The organism is Pseudomonas sp. HN2-3 (genome assembly GCF_020691745.1).
Lineage (GTDB): Bacteria > Pseudomonadota > Gammaproteobacteria > Pseudomonadales > Pseudomonadaceae > Aquipseudomonas > Aquipseudomonas capeferrum.
Genome location: NZ_CP085704.1, coordinates 2,400,944 through 2,420,889, shown reverse-complemented (window position 1 = coordinate 2,420,889; position 19,946 = coordinate 2,400,944). Strand labels below are relative to the sequence as shown.

Here is a 19,946-nt window from a genome sequence, read left to right as displayed (position 1 = left end):
TAATGAGGACACAACGAACCATTGCAAAGCGTGAGAAAATCTGCTGCAAGTTTTAACGGACGCTTTGCTTCATTCTACTATGCTATATCACCCTCACCCTCCAGAAGGCTTGCTGACAGTCATGAAAGCCCCTTCGAACTCGGCGTTGCACTGGTTCTCAAAATATATCCGAAAACCGTTTGTCGACGAAAATGAATATTTTGCAGCGATTCACGAGGCTGAAACACTTCTTACAGCAGTAAAAATCACGAACGAAGAGTGGTGCTTGATGGTTCGCTTAGCTAATCGAGCCCTGAGTAATCTTCAAGCACCCAAGAGCAGCCGCATTTATCGATAGGTAAGATGATGCGTACCAAACGAAATACCCGAACAATATCTCAACCTCCAATCTCAGCCCTCGCACAACTTTAGCTAGTGAAATTAAAAAAAGCCCGGCAAGTGCCGGGCCAGTAAATCAAGTTGCACAATATTATGTTGCCAGATTTGAACGCTGGCCGACCATCCCATCAGACTCAACTTTTACCGCGTGCAAGAACGCCGCATTCCCCTCTCCGCAGCCTGTACAAATGGCCTCTTGATTATGTGAAGGATCTCTATCCATCTCGATCGCGCTATATGAACGATTGCACACATGACACTCGATATGGTAGCGCCAAGGGTCTTGTACATCGTTGCGAGGATCAGAAAGCCGAGCAAGTCGCCCACCAAATGTGAACCGGGTCAATAGCCAATAGGTAGTTGCAGCAACTACAGCTATCAACATCGGTGCAATTTCCACGAACCACGCACCTTTCGGGCCCAACTCGATAATCATAATTCCCAGTACTGTCGATGCAATAATAGCCCATGCACCTGGCATCACTGCTTTGACTCTGCCAGGGCGGAACTCATCTCTGCTTGCATCGGGATAGATGGCATAATGAGTTAGGAGTATTGCAACCCATGATGTAACTGCCACCCCTTGCCACGCCAACGCTTTAAGCAAGTAACTGAAAACGTTTGTCAACATCAGAGAGTATACGCATGCTCCGACAAACAGAATCCATACACCACGACGCCAACGTAGCCCAAAGGCGCGCGCTGCGAAACCGGCCATATTAAGCGAAGCCATGTAGTAGTTTGCAGTATTAATTCGAGTCTGGCTGACCAGAATAAACAGCAAACCTATAACACCAGATGACTTAAGCACAGCCTCCGCAATACCCTGTTCGCTAGCTTGCAAGCCTGGGAAAACGGTATCCATGATGAAGATTCCAGCGACACCGTTAACAGCAAACAGAGCGAAATAGAACAACGGGCCGTATGTCACCCAACCATGGAAATTAGCGTCTTGCGGCTTGCCGAATCGCGAGAATTCAGCGGTAACCATCATATTGACACAGATGCCCATGTAGACGATAAACGCCCAGAGCCACCCTGGAAGGTTAGTATCGACATGGCCCTCAAGCGACAGGAAATTGGTTGAAAAACCAAAGCGACTTCCCGCCATGATAATCACCGTTGCCAAACCAGCGATATACAGTGGTAACAGGGCGCCGTTAAGCTTATCCATCCAAGCTTGAATGCCACCCATCACCAGCGGCAGTGCATATAGCACGACGAGCAAATACCACCACCGAATATCACTTCCAGGCGCAAAATATTGCTGGAAAGCAACTGCGATTATGGAACCCTCAAACACGGCATAGTACATCGCGGTAACTGCAAAAAGCAGCGATGATATTACCGCTCCCGCGCCCCCAAATATCCCTCGAGAAAGAAGAGCTACGGACAAGCCGTTTTTGATCGATCGCTGACAGATCACATAATTGATCAATCCATAAAATACGATCGACAATCCGATGCCCAACAAGGCACTACGCGTCCCGACTGCTTGCGCTACAGCTACGCTGATGTAGAGGTAAAATAGAGCACTCAGCACTGACCAAGAGGCCATGGCCAAGCTCCACCGACCTGTACGGGCGGCCAATGGAACGACATGTCGCGAATAATCCTCGGCAGACTGCTCCTGCAACACACGGCGATCATCATTATCACTGATATTTAAACGACCTTGCTGTGACATATCACTCTCTCGCTTTTAAGTCGGTTGCCTGGAAGCGTTGCTAGCTTAAAGTTACTCCCACCCATACTCAAATTGAAGGCCAAAGTTGGATCCATGAAGAGCACTCCCAAAAGCCCCTGAATCCGAGAGCGCTGACCCGGTTGCAAACTCGTTGGCCGCTCGTTGTGCAGCAGCATTCCAACGTGCATAAGTGTAATAAAGACGGATCTCTGGCCGATCGTTAAATCCGGGGCCAGTTGGCGACCATGTTGGCGCGATTGTGACCTTTGTCAGTTTTCGAGTCCCACCAGGTGCCGTTACCTGATCTCGCCCAAGCTCAACCGCAAGCTTGAACTGCTCGGTGAACCCATAGACTGGACGAACACCGACAGACAGCCAGTTTTGGTCTGCGTCGTCTTGTCGTTTATCTTTCTGGAAAACGACATTAAATTGCCCGCCAAAGTTTCGGGTTGACTGCCAGTCGAAAATTTCTACTGCTCGCCAGCTCCGATTACTCTTGTCGAGCTCTGGATCACCTGTATAACCCAACGCCGTTCCTGGGCCTTCACCATACTGCAACGCAAACTTGTTCTGACCGCCGAGGAAGCCAGCCTGTTTGTGCTGGACAGCTGTTGACCACCCGTCATGGGTATTAGTACCGCTTGGAGCCCGAAGAAAGCTGACCCCTACCTCAATCTCGCCACCCGGGTTGACCTTAAAGCCTTCGACGTTGAAGTCTTGTCGGGTAATCTTCTCTTTCTGGAAGACGCTGTCCTTGCGTGAGAATACGTAGCTGTACTTATAGTCGCCTATTGCTACCCGATCCAAGCCAAAACCGGTCGCGCTCTGGTTCCAATAGAAGAAGTCTGAGATGTTGATGTCATTTCGCTTGTAGAATCGACGCCCGGCCCAAAGTGACCCGCCTCCCAATGAAGGCATCTTGCTCCATTCCACATAAGCTTGGTTCATTCGGGTGAAGCTGTCGTCACCTGAAAGCGCCGGCGTGTGACCATAATCTGTTTGTGTTTGAACCATTCCATCCAGACTGATAACCGAACCATCATCGAGAGTGGCTACATCTTGCCTCCCCTCCACCTCGATGTACTGCTCACATTCGTTGCCGAGGCGGTACTTCGACTGGGCTCCGGGGAGCATGAAACAGCTTTGCTTACCCCCCGATGTTGAGCCACCAGCGCCGCTTCGTATGTAACCATTGAATTCAATTGCAGGCGCTTCTGTTGGCAACAAAAGCGCAGCCGAAAGCGCGCCCCCAAAAGAGCTCAACCTCAAAGTCCTCATTCACGACTCCGTTATTATTATTGAGTGGACACTGAACAATGCATGAACAAAGGCACACACGGCCAACCAATAAACCATGAAAACTCATAGCTTCAGTCGTCGACCATGACAACAAAATTTGAATAACAGATACAAAAAGGCTAGAAACCGATTAACATCGGCTCCTAGCAAATGTGGCACAGCGACGAAAATTCAGAGTATTACTTTGAGAAGTACTTCAGCAGTTCATTAGTCAACTGCTCAGGTTGCTCTTCCGGAATATAGTGACCGCTCTGAACCAGTGTTCCGGTCACATTCGCCGCGACAGCTTTCAACTCAGTGACCAGGTCAGGCATCGAACCCTGATCTGCATGAACCGCCAGAATAGGCACTTGTAGCTTACCCTTCTTCGCCAACTCACGGTTCTGATCAGCCGATTTTGCCATGGCACGGTAGTAGGCCAGGCCGCCTTTCAGGCCGTTGAGTTTGAAGACCCGCAGGTACTCTTCAAAGTCATCTTGAGTGAAGATCTGAGGAATAGCAGCTTTGCGCTGGAGGTACCACTGCAGGTAGATATGCTCGCGCCCTTCCAGGAGAGCCTCAGGCAGATCGATGAGGTTGTGGAACCCGCAGTGCCAAGTACGCCAAGCGACATTTCCAGCCCATGGAAGGTTGTCTGGCAGGCTGATACCAGGAATGCCGCAATCGAGAATGGCCCACCCGGTGACCTGATCGCCATAGATCGCACAGTAGGGGTAGCTAACCCATGCGCCGAGATCATGAGAAATGAGGGAATGCTTGCCCACACCGATCTTGTCTAGCATGCCACGCAGCAAGCGAGCGATGTTGGACGTATCGCACTCTGCAGGGCGATCAGAGTCGCCTTGACCTGGCAAATCAGGCGCAATTACCCGGAAGTGCTTGCCCAGGATCGGGAGGACTTTTCGCCATGCATACCAGCTTTGCGGAAAGCCACAGACCAGCACCATCACTTCACCGTCTTCGCGGCCACCACTCACGTAGTGCATCCGCGTGCCTTCAACAGTTACAAAACCACGCTGAAATCCTTCTACGCCGCTATCGGGCCATTCACGCTTGCTAAACATCGTATTCACCTATGCTGAAATGCTTGCAGACACCAGGTCTATCAGAAAGGATCGCGGGCAGCGGCCAGCCAGCCACCATCCATTACGTATTCACTACCGTGAACGAAGTCCGCCTCATCACCGCCCAGGAATGCGGCAAGCTTGGCGATTTCACTCGGCTGGCACCAGCGCCGGGCAGGGAACTTCTCAAGGGCAGCCAGCATATCAGGCGAGTGAGCAGTCACAGGATCAGCCATAGCGAGTGGGGTGGCAGTTGCCCCTGGGCAGATTGTGTTGACACGGATACCGCTTGCTCCGTACTCGAACGTCAGCTGTCGAGTAAGGCCAATGACGCCATGTTTAGAAGCAGTATAAGCAGTACCGCCACCCGCGGCACTGAAGCCGGAAGTGGAGGACGTGTTGATAATGGCGCCTTTTTTCTGCTTGAGCATTTGAGGGATGACAGCACGTGCCATCAGGAAAGGCCCGGTCAGGTTGACCGCAATAACGCGGTTCCACTCTTCAATGGAAACCTCGTGCGCGGTGGAATGCCCATCAAGGATACCGGCGTTATTACAGAGCAGGTCAATTCGCCCCCACTTGGCGATGACTGCTTCCACCGCTTCGTTCACGCTGGCAGGGTCGCTTACATCGACACGATAAGCGAAACCGGCCTCAGGATTTGCAATTTTGGAAATCGATTCTTCGGCGGCTTTCAAGTTGATATCAAGTGCTACAACTAAAGCTTGGCGCGTGGCGAATTCTTCAACCATTGCCCGTCCCATGCCAGAGCCTGCACCGGTGATAATGACTACTCGACCATTGTAATTATTCATATAGCACTCTTTGTCAGATAGTTAATTGCGCATTGATATCTATCGCCGCCAGATGCCTTCGATGATCAGCGAAGGATCTGAACGCGTCCAATCGCCATTTACGATGCTTTTAGATCACATTTCATTATCAGCCGTGTCACGCCACAGCCTTCACCATGTCCTCGATCGTCTTTTTGGCATCACCGAAGACCATCATCGTCTTTTCCATGTAGAAGAGTTCGTTATCGAGTCCGGCATAGCCGCTCGCCATGGAGCGCTTGTTAACGATGATGGTCTTAGCCTTGTACGCTTCAAGAATGGGCATGCCGGCGATCGACGACTTCGGATCGTTCTTCGCCGCCGGGTTAACCACATCATTGGCACCGAGCACCAGCACCACGTCAGCCTGTCCAAATTCGGAGTTGATGTCCTCCATTTCGAACACCTGGTCGTAGGGCACCTCAGCTTCCGCCAAGAGCACGTTCATATGCCCTGGCATACGGCCAGCCACCGGATGGATCGCGTACTTCACGGTAACGCCGCTCTGGATCAACTTTTCAGTCAGCTCCTTCAGCGCGTGCTGGGCACGAGCCACGGCCAGACCGTAACCAGGAACAATAATCACGGTGTCGGCGTTGGTTAGCAGGAAGGTGGCGTCATCGGCAGAACCAGACTTCACTGGTCGCTGCTCCTTAGATCCCTGATCTGCGCTGATATCAGCGTCACCACCGAAGCCGCCCAAGATCACGCTGAAAAATGAGCGGTTCATCGCCTTGCACATGATGTACGAGAGGATTGCACCACTGGAGCCAACCAAGGAGCCGGCGATGATCAGCATTGAGTTGTTCAGCGAAAAACCGATGCCCGCTGCGGCCCAGCCTGAATAGCTGTTCAACATGGAAACCACCACTGGCATGTCTGCGCCGCCAATGGGGATGATCAAGAGAACGCCGAGGACGAAGGCGAGCAGCAGCATCAGAATGAAAGCGTCAAACAAGCCTGTGGTGCTGTAAATGATGCCTAGGCCGATTGTCGTGAACAGCACCAGAAGGTTGGTTCTGAATTGGCCCCGAAAGACAAATGGCGCTCCTTGGAAGAGACGGAATTTGTATTTGCCAGAAAGCTTGCCGAAAGCGATCACAGAGCCTGAGAAGGTGATGGCACCGATCGCCGCGCCTAGGAAGAGCTCAAGACGGTTCCCACCCGGAATGGGGTCGTTGATCGAGGCAACGATACCGAGTGACTGGGGCTCAATAACACCTGTAATGGCGATGAACACCGCTGCCAAGCCGATCATGCTGTGCATGAAGGCGACCAGCTCTGGCATCTTGGTCATCTCCACGCGCTTGGCCATGATCGAACCGGCTGTGCCGCCGACCAACAGCCCGAAGATGACATAGCCCATCCCACCGCTGGCGATTCCTGAACCCAGCTTATAGATGAGCCCTACGGTCGTCAGGATGGCGATGCCCATGCCAATCATGCCGAACAGGTTACCCCGTCGCGAGGTTGTCGGGTGAGACAGACCTTTGAGCGCCTGGATGAAGCAGACCGAAGCGACAAGGTAGAGCAGCGTTATCAAGTTGATACTCATGTTACTTCTGCCCTTCGCTTTTGGGTTTCTTCTTGAACATTTCCAGCATTCGCCGGGTAACCAGGAAACCGCCAAATACGTTCACTGCAGCTAAGGCCACGGCCAAGGTGCCCATGATTTTTCCTGCAGGTGTCACAGTGAGTGCGGCAGCCAGCATGGCACCAATGATCACGATCGCCGAAATGGCGTTAGTGACGGCCATCAATGGCGTATGCAGGGCTGGAGTGACATTCCAAACCACGTGGTATCCCACGTAGATGGCCAGCACGAAGATGATGAGGTTGTAGATGCCATGGGCAATCACCAGGTCTTCCATTGTCGTGCTCCTCAGCTGTTCTTGCGCACGACCTGGCCATCGCGGCACATCAGGCACGCGGCGACAATGTCGTCTTCCAGGTTGATGTCTAGCGCACCGTCCTTGTCGAACAGCAGCTTCATGAAGTCCAGCAGGTTGCGGGAGTAGAGCGCGGACGCGTCAGCACCCACCTGAGCGGGTAGGTTGGTCGGGCCGACGATAGTCACACCATTTTCTACAACTACTTGATCGGCAACGGTTAGCGGACAGTTGCCACCCTGAGCAGCAGCCAGGTCAATGACAACGGATCCGGGCTTCATCTGCGCCACAGTGCCAGTGTTCAAAAGAGTCGGCGCTTTGCGTCCCGGAATCAGGGCGGTGGTGATGACAATGTCAGCCTGCTTAGCGCGGTCATGGACGGCTTGTGCTTGTCGAAGCATCCAACTTTCCGGCATCGGGCGAGCATAGCCGCCAACCCCTTCGGCGCACGCTCGCTCCTCATCCGTCTCGTAAGGTACGTCGATGAACTTGGCGCCCAGAGATTCGACTTGCTCCTTCACGGCGGGGCGCACATCAGACGCTTCAATCACCGCGCCCAGGCGCTTAGCCGTAGCGATGGCTTGAAGGCCGGCAACACCCGCTCCGAGGACAAGCACCCGTGCCGCTTTAACAGTACCCGCAGCGGTCATGAGCATGGGCATGAACCGTGGGTAGTACTGAGCAGCAAGCAGCACGGCCTTGTAGCCCGCGATGTTGGCCTGCGACGACAGTACGTCCAGGCTTTGCGCACGAGAGGTGCGTGGCGCAGCCTCTAGTGCGAAAGCGGTTATCCCCCGATCGGCCATCTTGCCGATGAGCTCGCTGTTGAACGGGTTGAGCATGCCAATTATCACGCTACCCGCATTGATTAGCTCAAGTTCTTGGTCACTAGGGGCAACTACTTTCAGGACAATTTCCGCACCAAAAGCATCGCTCGCCTCCCCGACCTTGGCGCCCACGGCCTCAAACGCGCGGTCGGTAACGCAAGAAAGCAGCCCGCAGCCTCTTTGGACGACAACTTGATGTCCAGAAGCAACCAGTCGCTTTACTGTGTCTGGGGTGACCGCAACACGCGTTTCACCGTAAGCGGTCTCCGACGGTACTCCGATATACAAGGAACTTCTCCGTTTATTATTCTTGATTCGAGGATCCTTCATGGAATGAAGAATGCGGATCAGGCAACCGCCCGTTTGATTGTCCTCAGGGTTTCTTCTGATGGCCGAGCTCTACTTTTCTTTGGCAACAACGTTTGTGGCAAACCGGAGGCAGCAGCGCGCTCGATGGCGAAAAGAATTTCCAGGTCTGCAAGCCCCTCCTCACCACATGGCTGCGGTGCTTTGCCCTGCTCAATACAATCCGAGAAGTATGAGATTTGACCCGCGAAGTGATCGTAGAGCGGGAAGTGAACGTATTCGTTCTCATCCCGGCTCTTCAGCGACATCGCCATGGCGTGCTCAAACCGGAAGCCAGGATCCATGTTCAGAACGCCATCGGTACCCACGATCTGATAAGTGTCGACAGGGTAAGCTCCGAAGCTGCAATAGAACTGCGCTAGCCGATCGCCTGGGAATCTGAGCGTAACCGCGATCGAATCATCCACGTTGGCGAATCGGGGATCGCCGGCGCGACGGGTGCTCATTGCAGAGACTGCGATAGGATCAGATTCAAAGACGTGGCGAGCGGCATTAATGCAGTAGATGCCAATGTCTTGCAGTGGGCCGCCCCAATGCTCCACATCCAATCGGTGGTTACCAATATCGCTTTGGAAACTAAACGTCGCGGACATGAACACTGGCTGACCGATTCGACCCTCTCGAACAGCTTGTAACGCCGCGATGGTGCCTACGTCATGGTGCAACCTGTAACTGGTCATGAGTGACACCCCTGCAGCTTGAGCTGTGGCGATCATCGCGTCAGCATCAGGCAGGGAAGTGGCAATTGGCTTTTCTACGAGCACATGCTTGCCCGCCTTCGCTGCCTGGATGGCGTAGGTAGCATGCAATGGATTGGGTACGGCCACGTAAACAGCGTCAATCAGATCACTCGCTAGCAGCTCATCAAAATCCTCATACGAGCAAACATGTTCGATGCCATGTTTATTCGCCAGCTGACGAGCACGCTCCGGGTTTCCTGAGACAAGTGCTGTAACCACTGCGTTCTCTAACAGAGAGACAGCAGGGATGAATGCGGTCTGGGATATCCAGCCAGTTCCCACTACGGCATATCGAATCACGTTTAGATCCTCGAAGAACTGCGCCATACCGAGCGGTCTACCGTTTAGTAGGGGCGCAACTCAGATAATCATGTTTATCGGTACAGCGAAGGACGAGGTGGCAGATCAAGTATGATTGTTTGATCAGTGCCTATCCGTTTAACCAATTGCTCGGCAATCAGAGTAGTGAGGTAGCCATCCCATGCTGTTGCCCCATGGTTCGGGACACCAGAAACAATGCTTTGAATCCAGCGGCGCGTTTGCGCCTGGTAAGCCGCGGTGAAGCGTGGTATCCAGTTCCGAGGAACATGCGATGCACGATGACCCGATGTGCTTATGACAGGCGCTGAAAACTGAGGCAAGGCCACAGTCCCCTCTGTACCTACTAATTCAGCATGAACCTGGTAGCCGAATTTACAGTTCATGAAAAGTTCAGTAGACGAAATCGCACCGTTCGCAAGCCGCGTCACGATCATCATCGGATCACCTTTTTCGGCAACAGTGATCCTGACGGCTTCAAGCTCGGTATGCATCAGCCAACGCATGACATCAATCTCATGAACAAAAGCGTTTGTGATGAGCATGTCACCCGTCATCCAATCTGGGGCAACTGGATTACGATGGAAGTTGTGAAGAATCTCGGGGGAACCAACGGCATTCGCGTCGAAAAGCCTTTTGAGCTCTTCATAACCTGGGTCGAATCTGCGCATGTATCCGACTTGAACGAAGGAGCGCTCTTTGGAGCATTCTGCCTCGACGACCAAGCGCGCTTGTTCAGCGGTCATGGCCAATGGTTTTTCACACAGTACTGGTTTCTCTGCAGCTATGCAGGCTTGCACCAGATCAGCATGAGTAGAATCCGGTGATGCAATCAGAACCGCATCAATTTCCCTAGAAGCAATCAGATCCAACGGATCGGAAAAAACACATGCCTTACCAGCTATAGATCGGGCTTTGTCTGAATCGAAATCACAGACCCCTGCCAAGTGAGCATTTGGGGTGTGCATGGACAGAATACGACCGTGCTCCCTGCCCATGACACCAGCACCAATCAGTCCAACCGCGATACTCATTAAGAGTCTCCTGCAGTGTCAAACGTTACGGTGGGACAGGTGGGCGTGACCGAGATCACGTCCACCCTAGGCTAGTGTTCAGCTATCAAGCAGGCTGCTCGATATGCTCCCAATCGCCACTCACGCCCGAAGTCAAGATGGCGTCAGCAATTCGCTCGATCTGCAGGCCGTCATCGAAGTTCGGAGACGCTTTGCCGTTCTCAGCAATGGCTTTCAGGAAGTTGTACCACTCGATCGATTTGATATCGATGTAGCCCTGGCCCATGCCGGCAACTGGCCACAGCTTGTCGCCGAACGGCTGGTGAGGGCCCGAGTAAATGGTACGGAAACCGAAAGCATCCTTAGGATCATCTGCGAAAGCAACGCGCAGCTCGTTGAGGCGCTGGTAGTCGAAGGCGATAGAACCTTTGGTACCGTAGATTTCGAAACCGAGCTGGTTGTGGTGGCCCCACGCATTTCGAGTCACCTCGATGGTGCCGTACACACCGTTGGCAAACTTGATCATAGTGAGTGCGGCGTCATCTACGTCAACCTTGCCACGCTCGCTCGAAGCTTGACCCGCTGGGCCAAAGAATCGGCCAGCTGGCAGCGGACGTTCTTGCACGAAGGTCTTGACGATCGAGTTCACCGAGGCGAACTCACCTACCAGCAGGCGAGCAGCGTCGATAACGTGAGTACCGATGTCGCCCAGAGTGCCGGAACCTGCTTTCGCTTTGTTGAAGCGCCAGGACAGCGGCAGCTCAGGGTCAGCGCCCCAGTCTTGCAGGTAGTAACCACGGAAGTTCAGAATGTCACCGATGCGGCCTTCGTCAATCAGGCGCTTGGCCATTTGAACCGCTGGAGTGTGCCGATAGTTATAAGAAACCATGGTCACCACACCGGTTTCCCGGGCGGCTTCCTGCATACGCTGAGCTTCTTCAACAGTCATCGACATCGGCTTCTCACACATAACGTGCTTACCAGCCAATGCCGCTGCAATTGCGATCTCTGCATGAGTGTCGTTTGGGGTGCAGATATCGATGATGTCGATATCTGGGCGGTTCACAACGTCACGCCAGTCAGTAGCGTACTCGGTAAACCCATACTGCTTAGCTGCGTTTTGCGCCAATTCTTCATCGATATCGACTACTACCTTACGCTCGATCTCGACCGGGGCACCGAACAGGATTGGGACAACTGCAGTGGCGATCGAATGGGCCTTACCCATGAAGCCAGTGCCGATCAGTGCGACATTATATTTTTTCACGATCCTTACTCCTCTAGGGCTGACTGTTTGTCTGACCCTGCTTCTGTTAAACCTACCCCAACGATCTTTATCAGATGCTGGACACTTCGTTAACAAGTGCCGCCTTACACGGCACTACTCTACCCGACCGACTGGCTTAGTAATTAGCCAATTATTGCTAATTCTTCACCGAGCGTAACAGCAGATCCAGAGCCAACCAGAATCTTGATTTTCCCGCTCAATTTGGCAAGCACTTGAGTTTCCATTTTCATCGCCTCAACGAGAGCAATGGTTTCACCTTCTTTAACAACTGCTCCATCTTCAACAAGCCACTGCTGCAGCGTACCTGGAATAGGAGAGCTTACCGAATTAGCATTTTCGGATTTCGTCACCCTGGCGGATTCAGTACTTGATTTACTGAATGAGAACAGTGCTGTGGGAACCCCAAGACGATGGATCTTTCCATCAATTTCAATTACGCATCGAACCAATTGTTCTTCCGAGTAATCTACACGGTCTGCCGGAGGCAAACCTTGAAACTCCGTCTCAATCCAGTTGGTATAGACCCCGAACGATTCAGTACCATTGAATTTCGGCTCCTCCATGACAGCCCGATGGAAAGGAAGAACAGAAGCCACTCCTTCGATCTGGAACTCTGCCAGCGCCCTCCGAGCTCGGTTTACGGCTTGCTCGCGGGTCTCACCAAAGACAATGAGCTTGGCCATCATAGAGTCGTAGAGCCCTGGGATGGAGGATCCACTCTCCACGCCCGTGTCGAGACGAACGCCAGGGCCCGATGGGGCGCGAAACTTTTCAATACGACCTGGTGTGGGCAAGAAGCCGCGCCCAGGATCCTCGGCATTGATACGAAACTCGAACGCATGCCCACGGGTTACCGGAGTCTCCAGGACGGAAAGTGGAAGCCCATCAGCAATGCGCAATTGCTCAACCACGATGTCGATGCCGGTGGTGACTTCTGTAACTGGATGCTCAACCTGCAGCCGGGTGTTTACTTCCAGGAACGAAATCGTCCCGTTACGGGAGAGCAGAAACTCAACAGTACCTGCACCGACGTAGCCGGCTCGGCTACAGATGTCCCGGGCAGCCTTATGAATAGCTTCACGCTGCTCTTCAGAGATGAATGGCGCCGGCGCCTCTTCCACCAGTTTCTGATTGCGGCGTTGCAGCGAACAGTCGCGAGTGCCAAGCACCACAGTATTGCCATGGGTATCGGCAATCACCTGCGCTTCGATGTGGCGGGGTTGTTCCAGGAATTGCTCGGCGTAGCACTCACCACGTCCGAACGCCTCAGTTGCTTCACGCACTGCCGAATCGAAGAGCTGCCCCACCTCCTCCAGCTTATGGGCAACCTTCATACCGCGACCGCCGCCACCGAACGCCGCCTTGATAGCAAGCGGCAAACCAGCTTCCTTGGCAAATGCGACCGCTTCACGGGCATTCGCAAGCGGGCCTGGAGTACCTTTTACCAAAGGTGCTCCAACTGCTTGCGCGATATGTCGAGCTTCGACCTTATCACCCAACGCCCGGATTACCTGTGGAGAAGGCCCCACCCAAGCCAAGCCGGCATCAAGAACCGCCTGCGCGAACTCGGCCCGCTCCGACAGGAAACCATAGCCAGGGTGTACAGCATCAGCCCCAGCACGTTTGGCGATCTCAACAATTTTCTGGATATTGAGATAGGTGTCGACTGGTCGACCTGGGCCGAGACCGTAGGCTTCGTCAGCCAGCTCCACATGAAGGGATGATGCGTCGACGTCCGAATAGATGGCAACGGAAGTCACACCATAATCCTTCGCAGCTCGGATAATCCGGATTGCGATTTCGCCTCGGTTAGCGATGAGTAACTTCTTCATCGATCGATTTCCTTTACTTGCGGATCAAAGCCAGCGATAGCGTTAAAGCGGATGCGTGCACCAATCGGGATCTGCGCCGCCAATGAGAGGTGATGCTCGGCTACTACGGCAATCACCGGGTAGCCGCCAGTAAGTGGGTGATCTGCGAGGAACAGCACAGGCTGACCATTGCGGGGTACTTGAATCGACCCCCGAGAAGCACCTTCCGAGGGAAGCTCGTCAGCACACTCACGAGACAGCGCACTCGTGCCATTGAGCCGAACACCCACACGGTTCGACTCTGGTGTTACTGCCCAGGATTGCTCAGTGAACGTGCGAATCGCTTCAGGGGTAAACCAATCAGTGCGCGGCCCCATCACCACGTCGAGCACCACAATGTCGCTACTTGCAGGCAACTTGAGGGCCTGCGATGCGTATGCAGAAACGGAGCCACGCACATCATTCGATGGCTGCAGGCTCACGCCAGAAGTGATCGCGCCTGGCCCAACTTTCGCGAGTGTATCGGTCGACGCTGACCCCAATACTTTCGCGGCAGCAAAGCCACCACGCAGAGCAACATAGCTTCGAACACCTTTCGTTGGCACACTCAGGGCCAAGCTGTCACCGGCATCCAATGCAATCGGAGCATAAGGGGGAAGTGTTCTGGTACGCCCATCTGCGGTAGTGAGAGTGAGACCCGCTGGAGCTCCACTTATGGCAACAGTCAGAGGAATCTCAGCCTCGAAAACGGCACCACCATAGGTCACCTCGAGCGCCACTGCTGCTTCGTGATTGCCGACCAAAGAGTTGGCGTCACGCAGCGCCTGCAGATCAGCTGCGCCCGATTGAGAGACGCCCTGGTGAGCGTTCCCAGCCCGGCCTAGATCTTGGAACAACAATGGCCTATCAGTGCTGACGACCTTTAAGCCTTTAGCGATCTGAGTCGAGCTCGGAGCCGACTCAGCCTCGGCAGACGGAACTGGCAGTTGGTCGTTGACGGCCTCCACGAAGCGAACCTGGTCGCCGGGCTTCAATAGCGCCGCCTGCTCACGGTCTACATCCCACATCGGTATTGTCGTGGCGCCCAGCAGCTGCCAGCCACCTGGTGTATCAGAAGGATAAATGCCGCAAAAACGGCCAGCGAGGGCTACAGAGCCCGCAGGGATCCGCACGCGTGGGCTATCTCGACGAGGGACATCCAATTCAGGATCGTCACATGTCATGTAAGCGAATCCAGGGGCGAATCCCGTGAATGCAACGGTGAAAGTTGCTGCACGGTGGCGGCGAATCAGCTCAGGTACCGACCACCCCAGATAACCGGCAACAAACGCGAGATCTTCACCGTCATAAGCCATCGGGATCTCAACGAGATCGCCCGAACGGCTGCAACCAACCTGGGGCCGCAGCGAGGAAATTTGCGCATAAAGTTTTTGCGCTGAGGTAGCAAGCGGGTCAAACGACACATGGAGTGTCACAGCGCCTGGAATGACCTCGGCCACACCCTCGATGCAGGCTGCCTTCAGCGCGTCACCGAGAGCGATGGTAGATTCAAGATCATCAAGCTCAACGATGAAGCGATTTGAGCCCGCCGGAAGAAACTGCAGTGTCTTAGACATGCGATCAACCCTCTCTCACGACAGCAAAACTGCGTAGATGAACGTTGTTCATTTCGAAAGCATCGCGAAGGGCTTTGGCAGTCTGAACCGCTGCGGCATTGTCGCCATGGACACAGATCGAATCCGCCTGTAATGGCACGATACTGCCGTCGACGGCCTCAACGACACCCTCTCGAACCAATCTCAGCATCCGCTGGGTAATCAGCTCAGGATCATGGATGACGGCACCTGCTATGCGTCGGTTAACGAGCGATCCATCGCTGTTATAGGCTCGGTCGGCAAAAGCCTCACACACAACCTTCAAGCCCGCTTCGCGCGCTTGTTCGACGATTGGGGCTCCTGCCAGGACAAGCAAAGCAAGCGAGGGATTCACCGCTTTGATTGCAGCAATCACGTCTGCGCCTTGCCTGCGATCCTTAGCGATGGTGTTGTACAGCGCACCGTGAGGTTTGACATAGCTGATCGTGGTTCCTGCGGCCTTGGCTAAGCCTTCCAAAGCGCCAATCTGATAGATCACATCACCTATCAACTCTGAACTGGAAGGCTCCATCACCCGCCGACCGAAACCAACCAGGTCTCGGTAACCAACGTGAGCTCCAATAACGACATCACGCGCAACGGCTTCTTTCAGCACCGAAAGGATGCCAGCGGGGTCACCCGCGTGAAATCCACACGCGATGTTCGCACTGGTGACGATGTCCAACATGGACGCATCGTCTCCCATTGCCCAGGGGCCAAAGCTTTCGCCGAGGTCGCTATTGAGGTCAATCTTTACCATATCCCTGCTCACCTACTGAAGATCACGTTGGCTGATCAAGCAATTACAGCAGCTGATATTTGCTCAGCGAAGACGACTTGACCAGGTGACCGTACTTCTCACCGAACGCTTTCATATTGTCAGTACTGGAGTGCAGATCCAGCGACTTTTGATCGTCCCAGATCTCGTAGAACAGGAACTCGCCTGGATTTTCTTCCGAAACGTGAAGGTCATACTTCACGAACCCTGGCTCGGTTTTAGCGTAATCGACCAGCTCCAGCAGTGCCTTTTGAAGCTCGGCCTCTTTGCCTGGCTGAGCGTGGGTCACAGCAACAACATACAGTTTGCCCATCATCTTTACTCCTAGCTTATTACGTTTTAAGCGATCTCGACTTTGACAGCAGCCTTAATCGAATTAGCGATGAAACAACCTTTATGAGCCCGGTGATGCAAACGTTCTAAAGCCGACCGATCAGGCTGCTTCTCCGAGCTGAACTCTACATGTGGACTCAGCGTGATGTCAGAGACCCAAAAACCGCCTTCCTCACGTTTAGCAACAATCCCTTTAGCATTATCAATATACTTCGAAACAACGTACCCCTGCCCTTCGCAGATAGCCAGGAAGTACAGCATATGACAACTCGCGAGCGCACCTACCAACAGTTGCTCAGGATCCGCCTTCTCAGGAGAACCCAAGTAATCAGCCGCCGCAGAAGCGGCCACTTTTACTTGGCTACTAAATTCAACTTCGAGGTCACGACTGTAGGTGCCAGCCTTATCTTTGTGCTCAACTGCTGCCCAGACAACTTTTGCAAAATGCTCAGACATTACAAACACCTCGTTAGTTGATACTAGGCAACAGAAAGATCTGGCGAATCGGCAGCAAGGTCAGTCACTAACATGTAACCTGGCTCATGCGTGATAGCAATATCAACGCCTGCTTGCTTAATAGCCATCTGCGGGGTGACACCGCAAGCCCAGAAGCCCAAGATATCGCCTTCACGATAAACGGGAGCATCACCGAAGTCTGGGCGGTCAATGTCCTTGATCCCGATAAGCGATGGGTCACCAATGTGAACCGGAGCGCCATGAGCGAGCGGGAAACGCTCAGACAGGACAATCGCCCTGATCGTGTCTTTCGGGCGGAAAGCTCGCATGGACACCACCATCGACCCTTTAAACGGGCCATACCCTTCGGTCGGGAGGTTGGTGATGTACATCGGCACATTTCGGTTCGCGCTAATGTGCTGGATCTCGATGCCCGCATTGAGAATCGCATTCTCGAAAGAGAACGAGCAGCCCAAAGCGAACGTTACGAAATCGTCTCGCCACAGGTCGACCAGCGAATCAACGGTTTCGGTATGAACGCCGTTCCGATAGACGCGATAGCGCGCCACGTCCGTACGGATATCTATCTCACCAGCCAGCGGAAGGGTCGGGTCACCTGGTTTCCCCATAGCAACCAGCGGGCAGCTCTTAGGGTTCAGATCGCAGAAGACCTTGAAATCATCCGCAAACCGCTTTGGCAGAATCATCAAATTGGCTTGCATAAATCCATCAGCGAAACCGCTCGTTGGAACCCGCAGGTCACCAGCACGGATCATCTGCCTTACTTCAGCGGCAGACTTCGCTTGCATTATTTTAATTGGTTCCATTCTGGCACCTAAGTGAACGACTCAAACCGCTTACTGGGCTTGCAGGACGTCGACCATTGCTTTCGCGATCTCAACGTCAGCTGCTTCCGGCCCACCGGATACGCCGACACCACCCACAACTACACCGTTGATGGTCACTGGCAGACCACCACCGAACACTACGAATGGACGTGCACAGGAGCGCTCAAGCCCATAAAGCTCCTGCCCTGGCTGCGTAATCGCCATCCAGGTATCTGTCGGATTGCGCAGCGCGGCGGCGGTGTAAGCCTTGTTAGTCGCCACCTCGATCGTACCGAAGGCAGCATCATCGACACGGATGAAGCCAACAAGATGACCGCCTGCATCAACGATCGACAGGCAAGAGCGCTGATCGAGTTCGTTGGCCCGTTTGATACCAGCCTGCAGAGCGGCCATGGCAAGTTCGTGTTTAATCAACATTGTGAACTCTCCTATTGACCTAGTTGTACGCACCGCCACAAACATTAATTGCTTGGGCTGTAATGTAAGAGGACTCGTCCGAAGCCAAGAATACGAACAGCGGTGCAACCTCATCAGCGATCGCTTGACGACCCAGCGGAATCAGCGATTTAACCAGCGTTTCTTGCTTCTCTTTACCGCCGAGGAAGTCGATCACCGGCGCATTGAACGGAGTGTCGATCCAACCAGGACAAACAGCATTGACACGTACACCGTCTTTCGCCAACTCGATCGCCATGGTCGTTGCCATACCAATGACTGCGGCCTTAGAGGACGAGTAGCATGTGAGGCCAGGTGCGCCGCGCTTACCAGCCAGCGAAGACATCATGACAACGGACGATTTCTTAGCCTTCCGCAAATGAGTCAAGGACTCCTGCACGAAGATAAAGCTAGAGCGCACATTGATGCCGTAGACTTTGTCCCAGGCTTCAGTGGAAAAATCAGAAACATTGCCGGAGAGCTGAATACCTGCATTCAAGCACAGGGTATTAATACCTCCCAACCAATCTGCCGCCTTACCCACCACCGACCGGACATCAGTCTCGCTACTAAGGTCAGCACGGAAAAACTTTACAATGCCCGGAAAACGCTGCTCAACTTTCGAACCACGCTCCGCATCGATATCTACAACTGCTACTTTCGCGCCTTCTTGAACAAAGGACTCCAAAATAGCGAGCCCGATATTGGCTACGCCGCCCGTAAGAAGGACGAGCTTACCCGCCAAACGATCGGTCATATTAACCTCGCTCAAATATTTTATTTGAAGTACGCCATCGCTTTATTAGCAATGGCGTTATGCATCACTTCGCTCGGGAAATGTTTTCCAGAACGAGCGAGTTAACTTCCGAAGCAGCTTCCATCTGCGGCATGTGACCTGCGCCACTGATGATGCTCAGCTTGGCCTGAGACGGAATCTGTATATCAACCGGCAGCGGTACGATCTGATCCTTATCGCCCCAGATAAGCGCAACGGGGCCATTGAAGTCGGCGATCGTCCCAGCGATCCAATGACGCTGCTGACCTTCGGCATCAACAATAGTGTCGCGGATCGCCGACAGGGCCTCAGGAACCCCTTCAAGGCGCTTGAAGCGCAGAGTACCTTCGATCATGTCGTTGCTGATTTTCGACGGATCGGCCAGCAGACGTTCCAAGACATCTTTCAGCGGCCTGCGACGTTCAGCCGAGATGAAGTCATCCAGGAACGATTTGTTGATCTGCTTGCTCAGACCTACCGGAGCAATGAGTGACAGAGAAGCGACCCGACCGGGTTGCCGAACAGCAAGAGATGAAGCGACAGCGCCGCCGAACGAGTGAGCAACGATATGCATCTTGCCAGGCGCGGCTGATTCGAGCGCACGCTCTACCGCATTGACCAGATCGTCGAAGACTTTGTCGCCCTGAATCGGGGTGGACGCGCCGTGACCTGGAAGATCCACTGCAACCACACGGTGCCCTTGAGCGAACGCATCCTGGTTGAACAGCCAAGTGGAAAGGTCACCACCGAAACCGTGCACCAGGACAACAGTGTCATCGCCATCAGCACCCATGGTCAGCACATTCACAACTCGACCGTCACCGACATCCACGGCCTTAACGCTCGGTGCGTTCAAGTCTTCTTCTGCAGCGGCATCATTGGCATCAGCAAACGATGCAATGAATGCTTCGATTTCATCATCGCTCACCGATGCATCAGCGATCACGCCGACCAGAGCGCCAAGCGGTGCAGTGACACCTACCTGAACGACGATTCGACGCAGAATGCCGCTGGCAGCTGACTCCACCGCATTGGTGGTTTTAGTCGACTCGACTTCAATGATTTCCTGACCCCGGGTAACCTCGTCGCCTTCGGCTACCAGCCATTCAGCGACAAGACCCTCAGTCATTGTCATGCCCCATTTGGGGATTGTGACTGCTTCAATCGACATACT

Annotated in this window: 19 protein-coding genes; all 19 read right to left on the bottom strand. The window is 53.6% G+C overall.

Annotation, left to right across the window (positions count from 1 at the left end; translation table 11 throughout):
* Positions 1-469: 469 nt before the first annotated feature.
* The 19 genes from LJX93_RS11080 to LJX93_RS10990 all read right to left on the bottom strand — a co-directional run bounded on the left by LJX93_RS11080 (position 470) and on the right by LJX93_RS10990 (position 19,943).
* Entirely contained in the window at positions 470-2,065 is a 1,596-nt protein-coding gene (locus tag LJX93_RS11080; RefSeq protein ID WP_227697189.1) for a purine-cytosine permease family protein, read from the bottom strand.
* Positions 2,066-2,116: 51 nt separating this feature from the next.
* The gene (locus LJX93_RS11075) at positions 2,117-3,343 is read right to left on the bottom strand and encodes a maltoporin (protein WP_186664850.1); all 1,227 of its coding nucleotides are present in this window, start codon (positions 3,341-3,343) and stop codon (positions 2,117-2,119) included.
* A gap of 200 nt (positions 3,344-3,543) precedes the next feature.
* A complete protein-coding gene (locus tag LJX93_RS11070) occupies positions 3,544-4,428 on the bottom strand; it encodes an alpha/beta fold hydrolase (protein WP_186664853.1) in 885 nt (294 codons plus the stop codon).
* 41 nt (positions 4,429-4,469) lie between these two features.
* Positions 4,470-5,243, bottom strand: a complete 774-nt coding sequence (locus LJX93_RS11065) for an SDR family NAD(P)-dependent oxidoreductase (protein WP_227697188.1) — start codon at positions 5,241-5,243, stop codon at positions 4,470-4,472.
* Between the two features lie 136 nt (positions 5,244-5,379).
* Complete coding sequence (locus LJX93_RS11060; protein ID WP_186664859.1) at positions 5,380-6,816, bottom strand: NAD(P)(+) transhydrogenase (Re/Si-specific) subunit beta; 1,437 nt, start codon at positions 6,814-6,816, stop codon at positions 5,380-5,382.
* 1 nt (position 6,817) lies between these two features.
* On the bottom strand, positions 6,818-7,132 hold the full coding sequence (locus tag LJX93_RS11055) for an NAD(P) transhydrogenase subunit alpha (protein WP_227697187.1): 315 nt from the start codon (positions 7,130-7,132) through the stop codon (positions 6,818-6,820).
* Positions 7,133-7,143: 11 nt separating this feature from the next.
* Positions 7,144-8,265, bottom strand: a complete 1,122-nt coding sequence (locus LJX93_RS11050; protein WP_186664866.1) for a Re/Si-specific NAD(P)(+) transhydrogenase subunit alpha — start codon at positions 8,263-8,265, stop codon at positions 7,144-7,146.
* A 59-nt stretch (positions 8,266-8,324) separates the two neighbouring features.
* Positions 8,325-9,410 carry a Gfo/Idh/MocA family protein gene (locus LJX93_RS11045; RefSeq protein ID WP_186664869.1) on the bottom strand — a complete coding sequence of 362 codons (1,086 nt, stop codon included), beginning with the start codon at positions 9,408-9,410 and terminating at the stop codon, positions 8,325-8,327.
* A gap of 47 nt (positions 9,411-9,457) precedes the next feature.
* Positions 9,458-10,435 (bottom strand): Gfo/Idh/MocA family oxidoreductase, encoded by a 978-nt coding sequence (locus tag LJX93_RS11040; protein WP_227697186.1) that lies wholly within the window; start codon positions 10,433-10,435, stop codon positions 9,458-9,460.
* Between the two features lie 85 nt (positions 10,436-10,520).
* The gene (locus tag LJX93_RS11035) at positions 10,521-11,681 is read right to left on the bottom strand and encodes a Gfo/Idh/MocA family protein (RefSeq protein WP_119688877.1); all 1,161 of its coding nucleotides are present in this window, start codon (positions 11,679-11,681) and stop codon (positions 10,521-10,523) included.
* A 143-nt stretch (positions 11,682-11,824) separates the two neighbouring features.
* Entirely contained in the window at positions 11,825-13,534 is a 1,710-nt protein-coding gene (locus LJX93_RS11030) for an acetyl/propionyl/methylcrotonyl-CoA carboxylase subunit alpha (RefSeq protein WP_186664875.1), read from the bottom strand.
* Positions 13,531-15,117 (bottom strand): urea amidolyase family protein, encoded by a 1,587-nt coding sequence (locus LJX93_RS11025; protein WP_227697300.1) that lies wholly within the window; start codon positions 15,115-15,117, stop codon positions 13,531-13,533. Before LJX93_RS11025 ends, LJX93_RS11030 begins: the two co-directional genes overlap by 4 nt.
* Before the next feature lie 16 nt (positions 15,118-15,133).
* Positions 15,134-15,907 (bottom strand): LamB/YcsF family protein, encoded by a 774-nt coding sequence (locus LJX93_RS11020; protein ID WP_186664881.1) that lies wholly within the window; start codon positions 15,905-15,907, stop codon positions 15,134-15,136.
* Between the two features lie 43 nt (positions 15,908-15,950).
* The gene (locus LJX93_RS11015; RefSeq protein WP_227697185.1) at positions 15,951-16,241 is read right to left on the bottom strand and encodes a putative quinol monooxygenase; all 291 of its coding nucleotides are present in this window, start codon (positions 16,239-16,241) and stop codon (positions 15,951-15,953) included.
* A gap of 23 nt (positions 16,242-16,264) precedes the next feature.
* A complete protein-coding gene (locus LJX93_RS11010) occupies positions 16,265-16,714 on the bottom strand; it encodes an OsmC family protein (protein ID WP_186664887.1) in 450 nt (149 codons plus the stop codon).
* 23 nt (positions 16,715-16,737) lie between these two features.
* On the bottom strand, positions 16,738-17,541 hold the full coding sequence (locus LJX93_RS11005; protein WP_227697184.1) for a putative hydro-lyase: 804 nt from the start codon (positions 17,539-17,541) through the stop codon (positions 16,738-16,740).
* 30 nt (positions 17,542-17,571) lie between these two features.
* Positions 17,572-17,979, bottom strand: coding sequence for a GlcG/HbpS family heme-binding protein (locus LJX93_RS11000; protein WP_186664893.1), 408 nt, complete (start codon positions 17,977-17,979; stop codon positions 17,572-17,574).
* Between the two features lie 19 nt (positions 17,980-17,998).
* A complete protein-coding gene (locus LJX93_RS10995) occupies positions 17,999-18,754 on the bottom strand; it encodes an SDR family NAD(P)-dependent oxidoreductase (protein ID WP_186664896.1) in 756 nt (251 codons plus the stop codon).
* Positions 18,755-18,818: 64 nt separating this feature from the next.
* A complete protein-coding gene (locus LJX93_RS10990; protein ID WP_227697183.1) occupies positions 18,819-19,943 on the bottom strand; it encodes an acetoin dehydrogenase dihydrolipoyllysine-residue acetyltransferase subunit in 1,125 nt (374 codons plus the stop codon).
* Between the last annotated feature and the right edge of the window lie 3 nt (positions 19,944-19,946).